Origin of the sequence: Klebsiella sp. LY, assembly GCF_004010915.1 — a bacterium.
In the GTDB taxonomy this organism is placed as follows: Bacteria; Pseudomonadota; Gammaproteobacteria; order Enterobacterales; family Enterobacteriaceae; genus Klebsiella; species Klebsiella quasipneumoniae.
Genome location: NZ_CP022444.1, coordinates 636,303 through 651,099, shown reverse-complemented (window position 1 = coordinate 651,099; position 14,797 = coordinate 636,303). Strand labels below are relative to the sequence as shown.

At 56.7% G+C, this 14,797-nt stretch carries 12 protein-coding genes and 2 pseudogenes; 10 read left to right on the top strand and 4 right to left on the bottom strand.

Annotated features, from left to right (window positions below):
- Window positions 1-49: 49 nt before the first annotated feature.
- Window positions 50-2,683, bottom strand: a complete 2,634-nt coding sequence (locus CE636_RS05975) for a PqiB family protein (protein WP_017900210.1) — start codon at window positions 2,681-2,683, stop codon at window positions 50-52.
- Window positions 2,652-3,935 carry a membrane integrity lipid transport subunit YebS gene (gene yebS, locus CE636_RS05970; protein ID WP_004203379.1) on the bottom strand — a complete coding sequence of 428 codons (1,284 nt, stop codon included), beginning with the start codon at window positions 3,933-3,935 and terminating at the stop codon, window positions 2,652-2,654. Before yebS ends, CE636_RS05975 begins: the two co-directional genes overlap by 32 nt.
- 132 nt (window positions 3,936-4,067) lie before the next feature.
- On the opposite strand from yebS, the pseudogene CE636_RS05965 reads away from it, so the two are divergent.
- The 4 genes and pseudogenes from CE636_RS05965 (at window position 4,068) to htpX (ending at window position 8,528) form a co-directional block, all read left to right on the top strand.
- Window positions 4,068-4,581 (top strand): annotated as a pseudogene (locus CE636_RS05965) (GAF domain-containing protein).
- Between the two features lie 81 nt (window positions 4,582-4,662).
- Entirely contained in the window at window positions 4,663-5,340 is a 678-nt protein-coding gene (gene proQ / locus CE636_RS05960) for an RNA chaperone ProQ (RefSeq protein ID WP_004203375.1), read from the top strand.
- A 19-nt stretch (window positions 5,341-5,359) separates the two neighbouring features.
- Window positions 5,360-7,408 carry a carboxy terminal-processing peptidase gene (gene prc, locus CE636_RS05955; protein WP_017900208.1) on the top strand — a complete coding sequence of 683 codons (2,049 nt, stop codon included), beginning with the start codon at window positions 5,360-5,362 and terminating at the stop codon, window positions 7,406-7,408.
- A 235-nt stretch (window positions 7,409-7,643) separates the two neighbouring features.
- Window positions 7,644-8,528: a protease HtpX gene (htpX, locus tag CE636_RS05950; RefSeq protein WP_004203371.1), complete on the top strand. Its 885-nt coding sequence runs from the start codon at window positions 7,644-7,646 to the stop codon at window positions 8,526-8,528.
- A 69-nt stretch (window positions 8,529-8,597) separates the two neighbouring features.
- Here htpX and CE636_RS05945 read toward each other — a convergent pair whose 3' ends face one another.
- Window positions 8,598-9,968 (bottom strand): MFS transporter, encoded by a 1,371-nt coding sequence (locus tag CE636_RS05945; RefSeq protein WP_004203370.1) that lies wholly within the window; start codon window positions 9,966-9,968, stop codon window positions 8,598-8,600.
- A gap of 177 nt (window positions 9,969-10,145) precedes the next feature.
- Here CE636_RS05945 and kdgR point away from each other — a divergent pair, with 177 nt between their 5' ends.
- Window positions 10,146-10,937: a DNA-binding transcriptional regulator KdgR gene (kdgR, locus tag CE636_RS05935; protein ID WP_004203369.1), complete on the top strand. Its 792-nt coding sequence runs from the start codon at window positions 10,146-10,148 to the stop codon at window positions 10,935-10,937.
- Window positions 10,938-10,992: 55 nt separating this feature from the next.
- Here kdgR and CE636_RS05930 read toward each other — a convergent pair whose 3' ends face one another.
- The gene (locus CE636_RS05930) at window positions 10,993-11,232 is read right to left on the bottom strand and encodes a YobH family protein (RefSeq protein ID WP_004203368.1); all 240 of its coding nucleotides are present in this window, start codon (window positions 11,230-11,232) and stop codon (window positions 10,993-10,995) included.
- A gap of 159 nt (window positions 11,233-11,391) precedes the next feature.
- Here CE636_RS05930 and mgrB point away from each other — a divergent pair, with 159 nt between their 5' ends.
- From mgrB to ftsI, 5 genes and pseudogenes are all read left to right on the top strand, one after another.
- A complete protein-coding gene (gene mgrB / locus CE636_RS05925) occupies window positions 11,392-11,535 on the top strand; it encodes a PhoP/PhoQ regulator MgrB (RefSeq protein ID WP_002911375.1) in 144 nt (47 codons plus the stop codon).
- Between the two features lie 74 nt (window positions 11,536-11,609).
- Window positions 11,610-11,900, top strand: a complete 291-nt coding sequence (locus CE636_RS05920) for a YebO family protein (protein WP_004203366.1) — start codon at window positions 11,610-11,612, stop codon at window positions 11,898-11,900.
- 591 nt (window positions 11,901-12,491) lie between these two features.
- Window positions 12,492-12,563: pseudogene (locus CE636_RS05910) on the top strand (DUF2627 domain-containing protein); the annotation flags it as partial.
- Between the two features lie 85 nt (window positions 12,564-12,648).
- Window positions 12,649-12,858 (top strand): transcription antiterminator/RNA stability regulator CspE, encoded by a 210-nt coding sequence (gene cspE, locus CE636_RS05905; protein WP_001062678.1) that lies wholly within the window; start codon window positions 12,649-12,651, stop codon window positions 12,856-12,858.
- A gap of 187 nt (window positions 12,859-13,045) precedes the next feature.
- A complete protein-coding gene (ftsI, locus tag CE636_RS05900; protein WP_004203364.1) occupies window positions 13,046-14,794 on the top strand; it encodes a peptidoglycan glycosyltransferase FtsI in 1,749 nt (582 codons plus the stop codon).
- Window positions 14,795-14,797 lie beyond the last annotated feature (3 nt).

Below are 14,797 nucleotides of genomic sequence, written 5' to 3'. Positions count from 1 at the left end.
GTCTGCCCGCGCCCGGCGTTTGCCGGGGCGGGAGAAGGGCAGGCGAGGATTACTGCGGCAGGGCGGTGCCCCACTCCCGCCACTCTTTCGGCTCGCTCTCCAGCAGCAGGAAGTGCTTGCCGTCCTGGGCCTTCGGCGCCAGCGGCGTACCCGGCGGCGTGGCAAAGGCGATCCCGCCGCGGATAAACTGATTGAAGGTCCCGGTTTTCACCACGCCGCCAACCAGGCCGAAGTCGAGGCTGTAACCCGAGGCCAGCCAGAACACCGAGTTATTGCGCACCAGGTACTGGTAGCGCTTGCTGATGCGCATCTTAACCATGACCCGGTCAGACATCGATCCCAGCGACAGACCGGTCACCGTCCCGACTTCCAGGCCGCGGAACAGCACCGGCGTACCGATGCCGAGCGATCCGGCCTCCGGCGCTTCCACCACGATATTCAGGCCGTCGATATAGCGCGAGTCGCTGATCGTCGTATCCTGGATCTCAAAGTCGCGGCGCGCCGGGCCGCGTCCGGGCTCAACGTTAATATAGGACTGGAACAAGGTGTCGAGATGCTCCACGCCCGCGGCGGAGATCTGCGGGGTGATCACCGAGAAGCGGGTCCCGGCGCGGGCAAACGTGCCGACGTATTCCGGATAAAGCACGGCTTTCGCCTGCACCTCGTTTTTGGCGGTGATCAGCTCCAGCGACTGGATCTGACCGATATCGATGCCGAGATAGCGAATCGGCATCCCGGCCGCCATCTTCCCGGCGTCGAACGCATGCAGGGTGATCTGGCCGCCCACGGCTCGCGCCGCCGTTTCAGAAGCGTAAAGGATGCGTTTGTTATTCAGCCGCGCATTGGCGCTGCTGCCGTTGAGGTTGTCGAAACTGATCGCCCCTTTTATGGCGCGGGCCAGCGGCGAGGCCTGAACGGTGAGTCCGTTGCCGTCAAGTTTAACCTTCGCGCCCCCTTCCGCCCAGAAGACGCTGTTGTTGGTCAGCAGGTAGCGGTACTCGGGCTTGATATGCAGATCGATATCGAAAGCGTCTTTGCGCGGTTTGACGGCGATGATCTCGCCGACGGCGAATTTACGATACAGCACCACCGAGCCAGCCTGAACGTCAGGTAGCGTCTCAGCGGAGAGGCTCAGGGTGGTGGTCGGCACTTCGCTCAGGCTGTTTTCCTGCGCCTTTTCGAGGTTGGCGTACAGCGGATAGCTGCTCTGCATTTCGCCTTTTTCACCCGGGATCACCCGGATCCCGCCGTTCACCCATTCGCTGGCGCTGGCGCCCAGCACCTGCACGCCATCAAGTCCCACTTTGACGTCCAGACGACTGTTCACCACAAACTTGCTGTCGCCGCGAATCAGATCGCGGTATTCCGGGGCAATCGCCACCTGGAAGGTTACCCCTTTGGCCGTCAGCTTGCGCTCCAGCACCTGGCCGACTTTCACTCCGTGAAGCACCAGCGGCTGGCCGCCGTCGATCCCGTAGCTCTCCGGCGCCGAAAGGGTGACGGTGGCGACATTGGGCTCCTCCAGCAGCGCTTTATCCGCTGGCATGACGGAGAAGTGATTACGCGGCTCGCCTTCGCCGGGCACCAGCTCAAAGGTATTGCCGGTGAGCAGGGCGCTGACGCTGGGGTTATCGAGGGAGATCTTCGGCTTCTTCATCTGAATCAACGTTTTCTCCCGCAGCAGGGTCACCACGCTTGGATCGACGGTCATCTCGCCAGTGACTTTGCCGCCGGGGTTAAGATTCAGTTTGCTTAACTGGCCCACTTCCAGCCCCTGATACATCAGCGGCGTCGAGCCCGCTTTCAGGCCGTCGCCGTCAGGCAGGTCAAGGGTCACCACCACCCCGCGCTGGCTGTGCGCCAGGTCTTCATACAGATGATAGTCATCGTTTTGCGACGCGACCTGCGAATCGGCAGGGGAGTCAAAGGCGATGGCACCGTTCACCAGCGCGGAAAGGTTCTCCAGCTGCACTTTGGCCCCGCTCAGGCCGACATCGGCTTTGATCCCAGAGACGTTCCAGAAACGGCTGCCTTTTTTCACCAGGTTGGTGAACCGGCGCTCGATCAGCACATCAATGGTGACCCCCTGATTATTATCATTCAGCGTGAAGTCATACACCCGCCCGACCGGGATCTTACGGAAGTAGACCAGCGAGCCGCTGCTCAGAGAGCCAAGGTCGGGCGCCTGCAGGTGGATCATCAGCTCGCCGTTGTTGATACGGTATTTTGGCTGAGTGTCGAGGGCGACGAAGTGATCTTCGGGTTCGCCCTTGCCCGGCATCATGCCGATATAGTTCCCGCCCACCAGCGCATCGAGGCCCGACACGCCGGCCAGAGAGGCTTTCGGCGTGACCAGCCAGAACTGCGTATCTTTGCGCAGCGCCTCTTTCATATCGCGCTTGATGCTGGCGGAAACTTCAATCTTGCTCAGGTCTTTACTGAGACTAATATCCTGGACGGTACCGACTTCCACCCCCTGATAGCGGATAGGCGTCCGCCCCGGCACGATGCCGTTAGCAGACTGGAAATCGATAGTAATCGTCGATCCGCGGTCGTCAAAGCTGGTCCAGATGAGCCAGGCGGCAATCAGCAGCGCGATGACCGGCAACAGCCAGAATGGCGAGATACGACGTTTGGTTTTTATTCTGGCTTCAGTCTGCGAAGCGGGCGTTTCCTGACTCATGTGCGTCCCAAAGTAAGCGGCTGTCCAGCCATTCAACTGCAAGAATAGTTAAAATTACCGCGCCGCCAAAGTAAACCGCGGCCGGCCCCATCGTAAAGGCGAGGAGCTGATCGCGATTAATGAGCGACATGGTGAGTGAGATAACAAACAGATCCAGCATCGACCAGCGGCCAATCCAGGTTATCAGCCGCAGCAGCAGGATGCGGGTGCGCAGCCCCTGCTCGCACTTGAATTGTATGCTGAGCAGCAGGGTAAATAACACTATAACTTTGGTGAATGGCACCAAAATACTGGCGATAAACACCACGCCGGCGATGGCGATATTGCTGCTGGCGAGGGAGATGATCCCGGAGAGGATGGTGTCTTCCTGGCGCGCGCCGTTGACGTAGATGATAGAGATCGGCAGCAGGTTGGCCGGTAGGAGGAAAACCAGCGAGGCAATCAGCGCCGCCCAGCTGCGCTGCAGGCTCTGCGGCCGGCGATGGTGCAGCGGCGTGTGGCAGCGTCGGCAGCGGCCGCGGGCGTCGCGGTAGCCGGTGTAGTGGCAGCCGGTGCACACCTGCAGATTGTTATCGGCGCGGGTCGCCGGCCGTTCGGGATAGAAGCGCTCCCATAGCTCTTCGACGTTCATATGGATAAGCGTCAGGATGCTCAGCAGCGTCAGGGAGATAAACGCCACCAGGCCGATGCCGGGCTGCAGAAAGGCGTAATCCTGCACCTTGATGGAGGCGACGCCGATGCCCACCAGATAGATATCCAGCATCACCCACTCCTTGAGCTTATCGAGCATCAGCAGCACCGGGCGCAGGTTCATCCCCAGCACGTTGCCCAGCCACAGATAGCTAATCGAGACCACCAGCAGTACCGGGGCGACCACCGCGCAAAACAGCACCATCGCGGCGGTAAGCGGGTCGCCCTGCGCGGTCATCTGCCAAATCCCCTGCAGGACGTTGGCGTCAATGCGAACCCCCAGCAGGTGAAGGCGCAGCAGGGGTTCGGACCAGGCAAAGGGCATTAACAGCAGCATGGCCAGGGCCATGCTGCCCAGACGGGTCAGCGACCAGTCGCGGCCATCGCGCACCTTCGCGTTACAGCGTGGACACCAGGCGCTTTGGTTGCGTTTGAGCACCGGTAAGCGGAACAGCATGTCACACTGCGTACAGCGCTGATAATGCGCATAGGGAAGCGGCGTGCTGACGGCATGCACGACCATCTTATTCGCAGGCTTAAGGGTGGGTGTTTTTATCGGCATTTATTACGTACAGGAATGAATGTATCTCACTATCTTAACCTATGAATGAATTCATCTTGAGCCCAAGCGCATTTAATGCTTATTTTAGTAGGCTGTACGTATCAGGCAGTAAGACAACCAAGTGAAGATATAATGAGCAAAACAGAATTTTACGCGGATTTGAACCGCGATTTCCAGGCATTAATGGCAGGTGAAACCAGTTTTCTGGCGATGATCGCTAATACCAGCGCGCTGCTGTTTGAACGACTGGGCGAGGTCAACTGGGCCGGTTTCTATCTTCTGGAAGGCGATACCCTGGTGCTGGGGCCGTTCCAGGGCAAACTGGCCTGCGTCCGGATCCCGGTTGGGCGCGGCGTATGCGGCGCGGCGGTGGCGCAAGCCCAGGTGCAGCGCGTCGAGGACGTCCACGCCTTTGACGGCCACATTGCCTGCGATGCCGCCAGTAATTCGGAAATTGTCTTCCCCCTGCGCGTGAACGACCAGATTATCGGCGTGCTGGATATCGACAGTCCGGCTTACGGCCGCTTCACTGCTGAAGATGAGCAGGGGTTGCGCACGCTGGTCGAGCATCTGGAAAAACTTATCGCGGCCACTGATTATCAAAAAATCTTTACCCGTGTCGTGGGATAATCAACGGATAACGTAGCATTTAGCGAGGACGTCATTATAATGTCGCCTGTTCATGCCTGCGGCTTGTTGGCTACGTCCGTTGTAATCAGGAAATTTCATGGAAAATCAACCTAAGTTGAATAGCAGTAAAGAAGTTATCGCCTTTCTGGCCGAACGTTTCCCTCAGTGCTTCAGCGCTGAAGGCGAAGCGCGCCCCCTGAAAATCGGAATTTTTCAGGATCTCGTTGAGCGAGTGGGTGGTGAGATGAATCTCAGCAAAACCCAGCTTCGCGCTGCATTACGTCTTTACACCTCGAGCTGGCGCTATCTCTACGGCGTAAAAGCCGGCGCTATCCGCGTTGACCTGGACGGCAACCCGTGCGGCGAACTGGAAGAGCAGCACATTGCCCATGCGCGTCAGCAGCTGGAAGAAGCGAAAGCTCGCGTTCAGGCGCAGCGCGCTGCCCAGCAGGCGAAAAAACGCGAGGCCGCTGCCGCTGCAGGCCAGCCGGATGAAGGCGTTCGCCGCGAGCGTAAACCGCGTCCTCAGCAGCCGCGTCGTAAAGAGGGCGCTGAACAGCGTAAACCGCGTCCTGTTGCGGCCAAAGCTCCGCGGGAAGAGCGTCTCACTCCGGTATCGGATGTTTCCGTTCTGACCGTCGGCCAGGCGCTGAAGGTAAAAGCAGGCAATAACGCAATGGACGCCACCGTTCTGGAAATCACCAAAGATGGCGTTCGTGTACAGCTGACTTCTGGTATGTCAATGATTGTACGCGCAGAACACCTGGTGTTCTGAAACGGAGGCCGGGCCAGGCATGAACACATTTTTTAAAATCACCGCGCTTGCGGGCCTGCTGGCAATAGCAGGCCATGCCTTCGCTGTTGATGAAATAACCCGTGCAGATCAAATCCCCGTGCTGAAAGAAGAGCCGCAGCACGCGACGGTGAGCGAGCGCGTGACGTCGCGCTTTACCCGCTCTCACTACCGTCAGTTCGATCTCGACAACGCCTTCTCGGCAAAAATTTTTGACCGTTATCTGAACCTGCTGGACTACAGCCATAATGTGCTGCTGGCCAGCGATGTGGCGAAGTTCGCGGCGAAAAAAGACCAAATCGGCGACGAACTGCGCACCGGGAAACTGGATGTCTTCTACGACCTCTACAACCTGGCGCAGCAGCGCCGCTTCGAGCGCTATCAGTATGCTTTGAAGGTGCTGGAACGTCCGATGGACTTTACCGGCAACGACAATTTCAACCTTGACCGCTCCAAAGCGCCGTGGCCGAAAGACGAGGCCGAGCTGAACGCGCTGTGGGACGCCAAGGTTAAATTTGACCAGTTAAGCCTGAAGCTGGCGGGAAAAGACGATAAAGAGATCCGCGACACCTTAACCCGTCGCTACAAGTTCGCTATCCGTCGTCTGGCGCAAACCAACAGCGAGGATGTCTTCTCGCTGGCGATGACCGCCTTCGCCCGCGAAATCGACCCGCACACCAACTATCTGTCGCCGCGCAATACCGAGCAGTTCAACACCGAGATGAGTCTCTCACTCGAAGGGATCGGCGCTGTGCTGCAGATGGATGATGACTACACGGTGATTAATTCGCTGGTGGCCGGTGGTCCGGCTGCGAAGAGCAAAGCGATCAGCGTCGGCGACCGCATCGTTGGCGTCGGCCAGACCGGGAAGTCGATGGTCGATGTCATAGGCTGGCGTCTGGATGACGTCGTGGCGCTAATTAAAGGGCCGAAGGGCAGCAAGGTTCGCCTTGAGATCCTGCCGGCCGGCAAAGGGGCCAAGACGCGTATCGTCACCCTGACCCGCGAGCGCATCCGTCTGGAAGATCGCGCGGTGAAGATGTCGGTGAAAACCGTTGGTAAAGAAAAAGTCGGCGTGCTGGATATCCCGGGCTTTTACGTTGGCCTGACCGATGACGTGAAGGTGCAGCTGCAGAAGCTGGAAAAACAGAACGTCAGTAGCATCGTTATCGATCTGCGCAGCAACGGCGGCGGGGCGCTGACCGAAGCGGTATCGCTGTCGGGGCTGTTTATTCCGTCCGGCCCGGTGGTGCAGGTGCGGGATAACAATGGCAAGGTGCGCGAAGACAGCGATAACGATGGCGTAGTCTATTACAAAGGGCCGCTGGTGGTGCTGGTTGACCGCTTTAGCGCCTCGGCGTCTGAGATCTTTGCCGCCGCAATGCAGGATTATGGCCGCGCGCTGATCGTTGGCGAGCCGACCTTCGGTAAAGGTACCGTACAGCAGTATCGCTCGTTGAATCGTATCTACGATCAGATGCTGCGTCCGGACTGGCCGGCGTTAGGTTCCGTGCAGTACACTATCCAGAAGTTCTACCGCATTAACGGCGGCAGTACTCAGCGCAAAGGCGTTACGCCGGATATCATGATGCCAACCGGCAATGAAGATCGCGAAACCGGCGAGCAGTATGAAGACAACGCGCTGCCGTGGGATAGCATCAACGCGGCCACCTATGTGAAGTCCGGGGATCTGACCCCATTTGGACCGGAACTGCTCAAGCGCCACGACGAGCGTATTGCCCAGGATCCTGAGTTCCAGTACATCATGAAGGATATTGCCCGTTATAACGCGATGAAGGACAAACGTAACATCGTCTCTCTGAACTACGCTCAGCGTGAAAAAGAGAACGAAGAGGATGATGCGATTCGTCTGGCGCGGATTAACGATCGCCTGAAACGCGAAGGCAAACCGCCGCTGAAAAAACTGGACGATTTGCCGAAGGATTACCAGGAGCCGGATCCGTATCTTGATGAGACGGTCCATATCGCGGTAGACCTCGCCCATCTCGAAAAAGCGCGCCCGGCGGTGGAACCGCCGGCCAGCCAATAAGTCGCCAACGGGCACCCTGAGAGGTGCCCGTTTTTTTTATGCCCTTTGTCATCGCCATTCAGCTCATCTAACAAAATGTCAACCTGCTCTGCCGCTGTCAGCAAGATGCTACAAAATGTAAAGTTGTGTTTTTATCGTGACTTAGCGGGGGCTGATGGTTGAAAATTGCAGCCTGACCCATACGATGTGGGTAATCGCATAGTGCGTTTTGTTAAATTGAGGTAAAAAGAAAATTATGATGCGAATCGCGCTTTTCCTGCTGACGAACCTGGCAGTGATGGTCGTGTTCGGGCTGGTGTTAAGCCTCACGGGGATCCAATCCAGCAGCATGACCGGTCTGTTGATTATGGCCCTGCTGTTCGGCTTCGGTGGTTCTATCGTTTCGCTGATGATGTCGAAATGGATGGCGCTGAAGTCTGTGGGTGGGGAAGTGATCGAGCAGCCGCGCAACGAAACGGAACGCTGGCTGATGAACACCGTTGCGCAGCAGGCGCAGCAGGCGGGCATTGCCATGCCGCAGGTGGCTATCTATCACGCCCCTGACATCAACGCCTTCGCTACCGGTGCGCGTCGCGACGCCTCGCTGGTCGCTGTCAGTACCGGGCTGTTGCAAAACATGAGCCGTGATGAAGCGGAAGCGGTCATCGCCCATGAAATCAGCCACATCGCCAATGGCGATATGGTCACCATGACTCTGATTCAGGGGGTGGTGAACACCTTCGTTATCTTTATCTCCCGCGTTATCGCGCAGATTGCGGCCGGCTTCCTCGGCGGCAACCGGGAAGATGAAGGCGAGAGCAGCAATGGCAACCCGCTGATCTACTTCGCCGTCGCCACGGTGCTGGAGCTGGTGTTCGGTATTCTGGCCAGCATTATCACCATGTGGTTCTCTCGTTATCGCGAATTCCATGCTGATGCCGGCTCGGCGCGTCTGGTGGGCCGCGAAAAGATGATTGCCGCCCTGCAGCGCCTGAAAACCAGCTATGAGCCGCAGGAAGCCAGCAGCATGATGGCGTTCTGCATCAACGGTAAAGCGAAGTCCATGAGCGAGCTGTTTATGACCCACCCGCCGCTGGACAAGCGTATTGAAGCGCTGCGTAGCGGAGAATATCTGAAATAGTCCGTCAATCTGACGCTGAAAATAAAAATCCGCAGCCCGAAGGCTGCGGATTTTTTTTGTCCTTAATCGTCAGGCTGCGCGCGGCTGAGTGACGCGCAGACCGCTAATCAGCGCAGCGACGGTCGCCAGGATGCCGGCCAGCAGCAGGGCGGTGTGGGTGCCGCTGTTGCCGAGCAGGTTGAATAAAAGGGCCACCAGCGCGGCGCCGGTGCTCTGGCCGAGCAGGCGAGCGGTACCCAGCATGCCGCTGGCGCCGCCGCTGCGATGGCTCGGGGCCGAGGCGACAATGGTGTGGTTGTTTGGCGACTGGAACAGCCCGAAGCCGGCGCCGCACAGCGCCATACGCCAGATAATATCCAGATCGCTGGGCGACGCCGGAAGCAGCGCCAGGCCGAACAGGCCGCAGGCCATAACCAGCAGCCCAATGGCCCCCAGCAACCCCGCATGGCATTTTTCAATTAAATAACCGGCCAGCGGCGCCATCACCATCGTTGCCAGCGGCCACGGCGTCAGCAGCAGGCCGGTCTCCACTTCGCTGCGCCCGATCATTGTTTGCAGGAAGAAGGGCAGAGAGACCATCGCCAGCATTTGCGCACAGAAAGAGCAGATGGAGGTGCAGATAGAGAGGGAGAAGAGCGGGATGCGCAGCAGATCGACCGGCAGCAGCGGGACGGGCATCGTGAGCTGACGGCGAACGAAGAAAAAGCCCACCACCAGCATAGCGGCGACCTCCGCCAGCACCAGCTGAGTGGACTGGCCCTGGGCGAAACCGCTCAGGGCGGTGATCAACAGCCCGAAGGTCAGCGCGTTCATGATGGCGCTCGGCAAATCGAAGCGGACGATTTTGCTGCGCGCGCTGTTGGGCGGCAGAAAGCGCATCGCCAGAAGTAAGGCGACGATGCCGAGAGGCACGTTAATTAAAAACAGCCATTGCCATGAGGCGAGGGAGAGGATCGCAGCGGCGATCGTCGGGCCTGCCGCCGAAGATACGGCGACGACAAAGGAGTTGATACCCATGCCACGACCGAGAAAGCGCTGCGGATAAATCAGGCGGATCAACGCGGTGTTTACGCTCATCAGCGCGGCGCCGCCCAGCCCCTGGGCGACGCGGGCGAAGGTTAGCATTTCGAGGCTGCGCGACAGGGCGCAGGCCAGCGAGGTAAAGATAAACACCACCAGGCCTATCTTATAGATACGACGATAGCCGACCATGTCGCCGAGGAAAGAGAGCGGTAGCAGGGCGATCACAATGGCGATTTGGTAGGCGTTAACGATCCAGATTGAAGCCGCCGGGGAGGCGTTAAGATCGCTGGCGATGGTCGGCAGCGCGACGTTGGCGATGGCCCCGTCGAGCACGGCCATGGTCAGCCCAAGCACAATGGTCAGAATGGCGCCATAGCGCTGCGGCAGCGGCACGCCATCGGAAGAGTTTTTATCCATGGTGAAAATGAGTCTTAAATGAAACGGTTTTTTGAATGATGAGTTTAGCATTGATTATTCCGCCGTATGTCGCAGATTTGTAACGAAGTGGCAGAAGAATGATTGCGGCGCAGAGGCGGCGAATTTATAATAAAAACCGGTTCTAAATTTTATAAAACAGTTACGACGAGGTGATAAATGGCAGGTGCAGATTTGGATAAACAGCCAGATTCTGTCTCTTCGGTATTGAAGGTTTTCGGCATCCTGCAGGCGCTGGGTGAAGAGCGTGAAATTGGCATTACCGAACTGTCCCAGCGCGTCATGATGTCGAAAAGCACCGTTTATCGCTTTTTACAGACCATGAAATCACTGGGCTATGTGGCGCAGGAGGGAGAGTCTGAGAAATACTCCCTCACGCTCAAACTGTTCGAGCTGGGGGCGCGCGCGCTGCAGAACGTCGACCTGGTGCGCAGCGCCGATATTCAGATGCGGGAACTCTCCCGACTGACGAAAGAGACGATCCATCTCGGCGCGCTGGATGAAGACAGTATTGTTTATATTCACAAGATTGATTCGATGTATAACCTGCGGATGTACTCTCGTATCGGCCGTCGCAATCCGCTGTACAGCACCGCGATTGGCAAGGTACTGCTGGCGTGGCGCGACCGCAGCGAAGTGGAGCAGATCCTTGACGGCGTGGAGTATAAACGCAGCACCGAGCGGACCATCACCAGTACCGCTGAGTTGCTGAAGGTGCTGGATGGCGTTCGCGAGCAGGGGTACGGCGAAGATAACGAAGAGCAGGAAGAGGGGCTACGCTGCATTGGGGTACCGGTATTCGACCGTTTCGGCGTAGTCATCGCCGGGTTGAGTATCTCTTTCCCGACCTTACGGTTCTCTGAAGAACGTTTGCATGAATATGTGGCGATGCTGCACCAGGCGGCGCGCAAGATTTCTGAGCAGATGGGCTACAACGACTACCCCTTCTGACCGCGCTGAAGCATTCGGCGACCGCGGCGCTATCGTCGCGGTCGCCGATTCGATATTAGCCGTTATCCACGACGGTTGCGCTTTTACGCAGCAGCGGGCAGCTGCTGACGCCGATCACGCCGCTATCGGAATGCACATAAAGTGCGGTACTGACCCCACGGGCGGTGAGATATTGACACTTCAGGCCCAGGCCGCCGACGTTTTCTTCACTGTGGAATAATACCCCGTAGCCGCTTAATAATACGCCAATCCATAAGATAGCCACGACCACAATAGTACGAATGATTAATCGCATTGATGCCTCATTATTTGTATGATCCTTGCCGTGATTTTGACACGAACACGTTTTGAAACAAGTCGATGATTCCTAAACTTGCCTTTCGTATTACAGTTAGCCGCGGTTTAAGAAGGCCGTGTTATCCTGGCGACATAAAGTACTGATGCGGAGAGTGGAGTGAAAAAATTACGGTGGGTTTTACTGATAGTCATCATAGCAGGCTGCCTGTTGCTGTGGACTCAGATGCTTAACGTAATGTGCGACCAGGATGTTCAGTTTTTCAGCGGCATTTGCACTATCAATAAATTTATCCCGTGGTAAGACATTTTTCTGACGACTGATTTCCTTCTGCGCCGCGGGTGGTAGAATGAACGCCTTCTCTTTGAGGTGGTGAAATGAGTGAGTTACTAAATCCTGGGATCTTAAATCTGGCATCGCTGGCCGTGTCTGTGGCGCTGCTGCTTGTCGGTCTGTTGTTATGGTTCTTCGTCAACCGCGCCAGCTCGCGGGCGAATGAGCAGATAGAACTGCTGCAGGCTCTGCTGGATCAGCAAAAGCGGCAGAATGCGCTGCTACGTCGCTTGTGCGAAGCCAGTGCGCCGGAAAAAGAGGACGTGGTCGAGCCGACCGTCGCCGGTAAGGCGAAAGGGGAGGATGAGTTTATCCGCCTGGTGGCAGAGCGCTAAGTACCTCGACAGGTGTGCATCATATGATGCGCACCTGCATGATAGCGGTCGGTAATATCTTATTCTTATTCCATTATTCCTTTCTCAATGCACTATCCTCTTTTATACACGCTGTAAATAAAGTGATCCCCGCCGCGTTTATTGTCGGATAACGTGACGCTGTCATCTTTTTTTCATTATTAAGGTGCAGAATTAGCACTATTTTTAGCGAGACGACTGAAAGGATTTATTATCACTACACTGGCCTGGCTTTAGCGATTTTTCGTCTGGGGTTATAACGAATTTTGCGCATCAATATTCATCACGGCTCGTCAGTCGCCCGTATACTGGCAGTTCGTATACGGACATACCTGGACGAAGCGAAGTTGTTGAGCTATGGTAAAAAAGTTGCAGTTACAAGGCAGCGCTCCGGCGTTATTGATAAACGCCATAGCGCCTTGCCAGGGGCGGCAAAGACGCATAAATGTGCAGGCGATCAAAGGATTACCTTATAATTTGTGCGAACGATCGAGACACGTTTAAAAATGGCTTGCCATTATTTACGTAGTGTGTGATAACACCTTTCGGGTTAAACGAGGTACAGTTCTGTTTATGTGTGGCATTTTCAGTAAAGAAGTCCTGAGTAAACACGTTGTCGTTGAATACCGCTTCTCTGCCGAACCTTAAATTAGTGCCTCATGCAGTTATGTGTCAGTTTTATCTATGTAAACGCCAGCAGGCGAAGAAAACAGTCTAAGGAATTTTGCAAATGGCAAAGATTAAAGGTCAAGTTAAGTGGTTCAACGAGTCTAAAGGTTTTGGTTTCATTACTCCGGCTGATGGCAGCAAAGATGTGTTCGTACACTTCTCCGCTATCCAGGGTAACGGCTTCAAAACTCTGGCTGAAGGCCAGAACGTTGAGTTCGAAATTCAGGACGGCCAGAAAGGTCCGGCTGCAGTTAACGTAACTGCTATCTGATACAAGACCACTCTTCTTGTATAAAAGCCTCGCCTGTGCGGGGCTTTTGCGTTTTTATTGCAAAGCATGTCATTTTTCCCCCTCTCGTCGCGTCTTGTTGCAAATACTCAACTTTATTAGCATTGTGTAGCAGTCTGTTTTGCTAATTTTCTGTTAAATCAGTTGGTTGCAAAACAATGCCGGAGCTATGGTGCTAAATAAAAAAATGAAGTCCGCCGCCAGCTTTACCCCGATTCGCTTCGGGTTACTCTGCGTGGCCATACTCGGTTGTCTGGGACTGCTATTGGCCCGCGTGGGCTGGCTGCAGATTGTTTCCCCCGATAATCTGGTAAAACAAGAGGATATGCGTTCTCTGCGCGAAGAGCCCGTTGCGGTTGAGCGGGGGATGATCACCGACCGGGAAGGACGACCGCTGGCGGTGAGCGTTCCGGTTAGCGCGATCTGGATCGATCCGCAGACCACCATGGAGAAAGGCGGCGTCGGCTACGGGCCCCGCTGGCAGGCGATGGCCGAAGCGCTGCATCTCAACCTCGGGGAACTGGCCCAGCGGGTACAGAGCCATCCTCACGCCCGCTTTCTCTATCTGGCGCGGCAGATCAATCCCGAGCAGGCGGAGTGGATTGATAAACTGCATCTGCCTGGCGTCTACCTGCGTGATGAATCGCGGCGTTTCTATCCGGCAGGCCACGTGGCTGCCAATCTGCTGGGCTTTACCAATGTCGATAATCAGGGCATCGAAGGGGTGGAGAAAAGCTTCAACGCCCAGTTGACCGGTAAACCCGGGCGACGTCTGGTGCGTAAAGATAAACATGGCAATGTGATTGAGAATATTACCGAAGTACCGCCGGTGCCGGCGCATAATCTGCAGTTGAGTATCGATGAGCGCCTGCAGACGGTAACGGAAGATGCCCTCGATAACGCTGTTCGCTGGAATAAAGCCGAATCCGGAGCGGCGGTGCTGATCAAAATCGATACCGGCGAGATCCTGGCGATGGCCAGCTATCCCGACTTCAATCCAAACAATCGCGATGCCGCAACGCTGGATGATTTTCGCAACCGGGCCATCAGCGATACCTTCGAGCCGGGGTCGACCGTCAAACCGCTGGTGATCATGACCGCGCTGCAGCAGGGGATTGTCCAGCCGGACAGCGTCGTGGACACCCATCCGTTTGTCCTTGACGGCCACCGTATCCGCGATGTCGGCTATTATCCGGAGCTGAGCCTGACCGGGATCCTGCAGAAATCCAGCGATACCGGCGTGTCGCATCTTTCGCTGGCCATGCCGGTGCAGCATCTGATTGACACCTATACGGCTTTCGGTTTCGGCGAGCCGACGGGGCTGGGGTTGACCGGGGAAAGCGCTGGGCTGATGCCGCATCGTCGCTACTGGGGGCAACTGGATCGCGCCACCTTCGCTTTCGGCTATGGTTTGATGGTGACCCCGCTCCAGCTGGCGCATGTTTATGCCACCATCGGCGGCTTCGGCATTGAACGACCGTTGTCGATCACCCGCATCGACCCGCCAGTGATTGGCACGCGCGTAATGCCGGAGAATATTGTCCACAGCGTGGAGCATATGATGGAGAGCGTGGCGCTCCCGGGCGGAGGCGGCACCAAGGCGGCGGTGCGCGACTACCGGGTGGCGGTAAAAACGGGGACGGCGAAGAAGATCGGTCCGGACGGCAAATATATCGATAAATATGTGGCCTATACCGCCGGCGTGGCGCCCGCCAGCCGTCCGCAGTTCGCGCTGGTGGTAGTGATGAACGATCCGAGCAATGGCTCTTATTACGGCGGGGCCGTTTCCGCCCCGGTATTCAGCCAGATAATGGGCGACGTCCTGCGGCTGGAGAACGTCATGCCGGACGGTATGCCGCAAGGCGCGGAGAATCTGATCGTCATGCACGACAGCCACCCGCTGGCGCCGGCGCTGTAACAG

Bases quoted from the DNA above. Each gene is read 5' to 3' on its own strand.
- CE636_RS05975 (WP_017900210.1), bottom strand. From the start codon at position 2,683: ATGAGTCAGGAAACGCCCGCTTCGCAGACTGAAGCCAGAATAAAAACC.
- yebS (WP_004203379.1), bottom strand. From the start codon at position 3,935: ATGCCGATAAAAACACCCACCCTTAAGCCTGCGAATAAGATGGTCGTG.
- proQ (WP_004203375.1), top strand. From the start codon at position 4,663: ATGGAAAATCAACCTAAGTTGAATAGCAGTAAAGAAGTTATCGCCTTT.
- prc (WP_017900208.1), top strand. From the start codon at position 5,360: ATGAACACATTTTTTAAAATCACCGCGCTTGCGGGCCTGCTGGCAATA.
- htpX (WP_004203371.1), top strand. From the start codon at position 7,644: ATGATGCGAATCGCGCTTTTCCTGCTGACGAACCTGGCAGTGATGGTC.
- CE636_RS05945 (WP_004203370.1), bottom strand. From the start codon at position 9,968: ATGGATAAAAACTCTTCCGATGGCGTGCCGCTGCCGCAGCGCTATGGC.
- kdgR (WP_004203369.1), top strand. From the start codon at position 10,146: ATGGCAGGTGCAGATTTGGATAAACAGCCAGATTCTGTCTCTTCGGTA.
- CE636_RS05930 (WP_004203368.1), bottom strand. From the start codon at position 11,232: ATGCGATTAATCATTCGTACTATTGTGGTCGTGGCTATCTTATGGATT.
- CE636_RS05920 (WP_004203366.1), top strand. From the start codon at position 11,610: ATGAGTGAGTTACTAAATCCTGGGATCTTAAATCTGGCATCGCTGGCC.
- cspE (WP_001062678.1), top strand. From the start codon at position 12,649: ATGGCAAAGATTAAAGGTCAAGTTAAGTGGTTCAACGAGTCTAAAGGT.
- ftsI (WP_004203364.1), top strand. From the start codon at position 13,046: ATGGTGCTAAATAAAAAAATGAAGTCCGCCGCCAGCTTTACCCCGATT.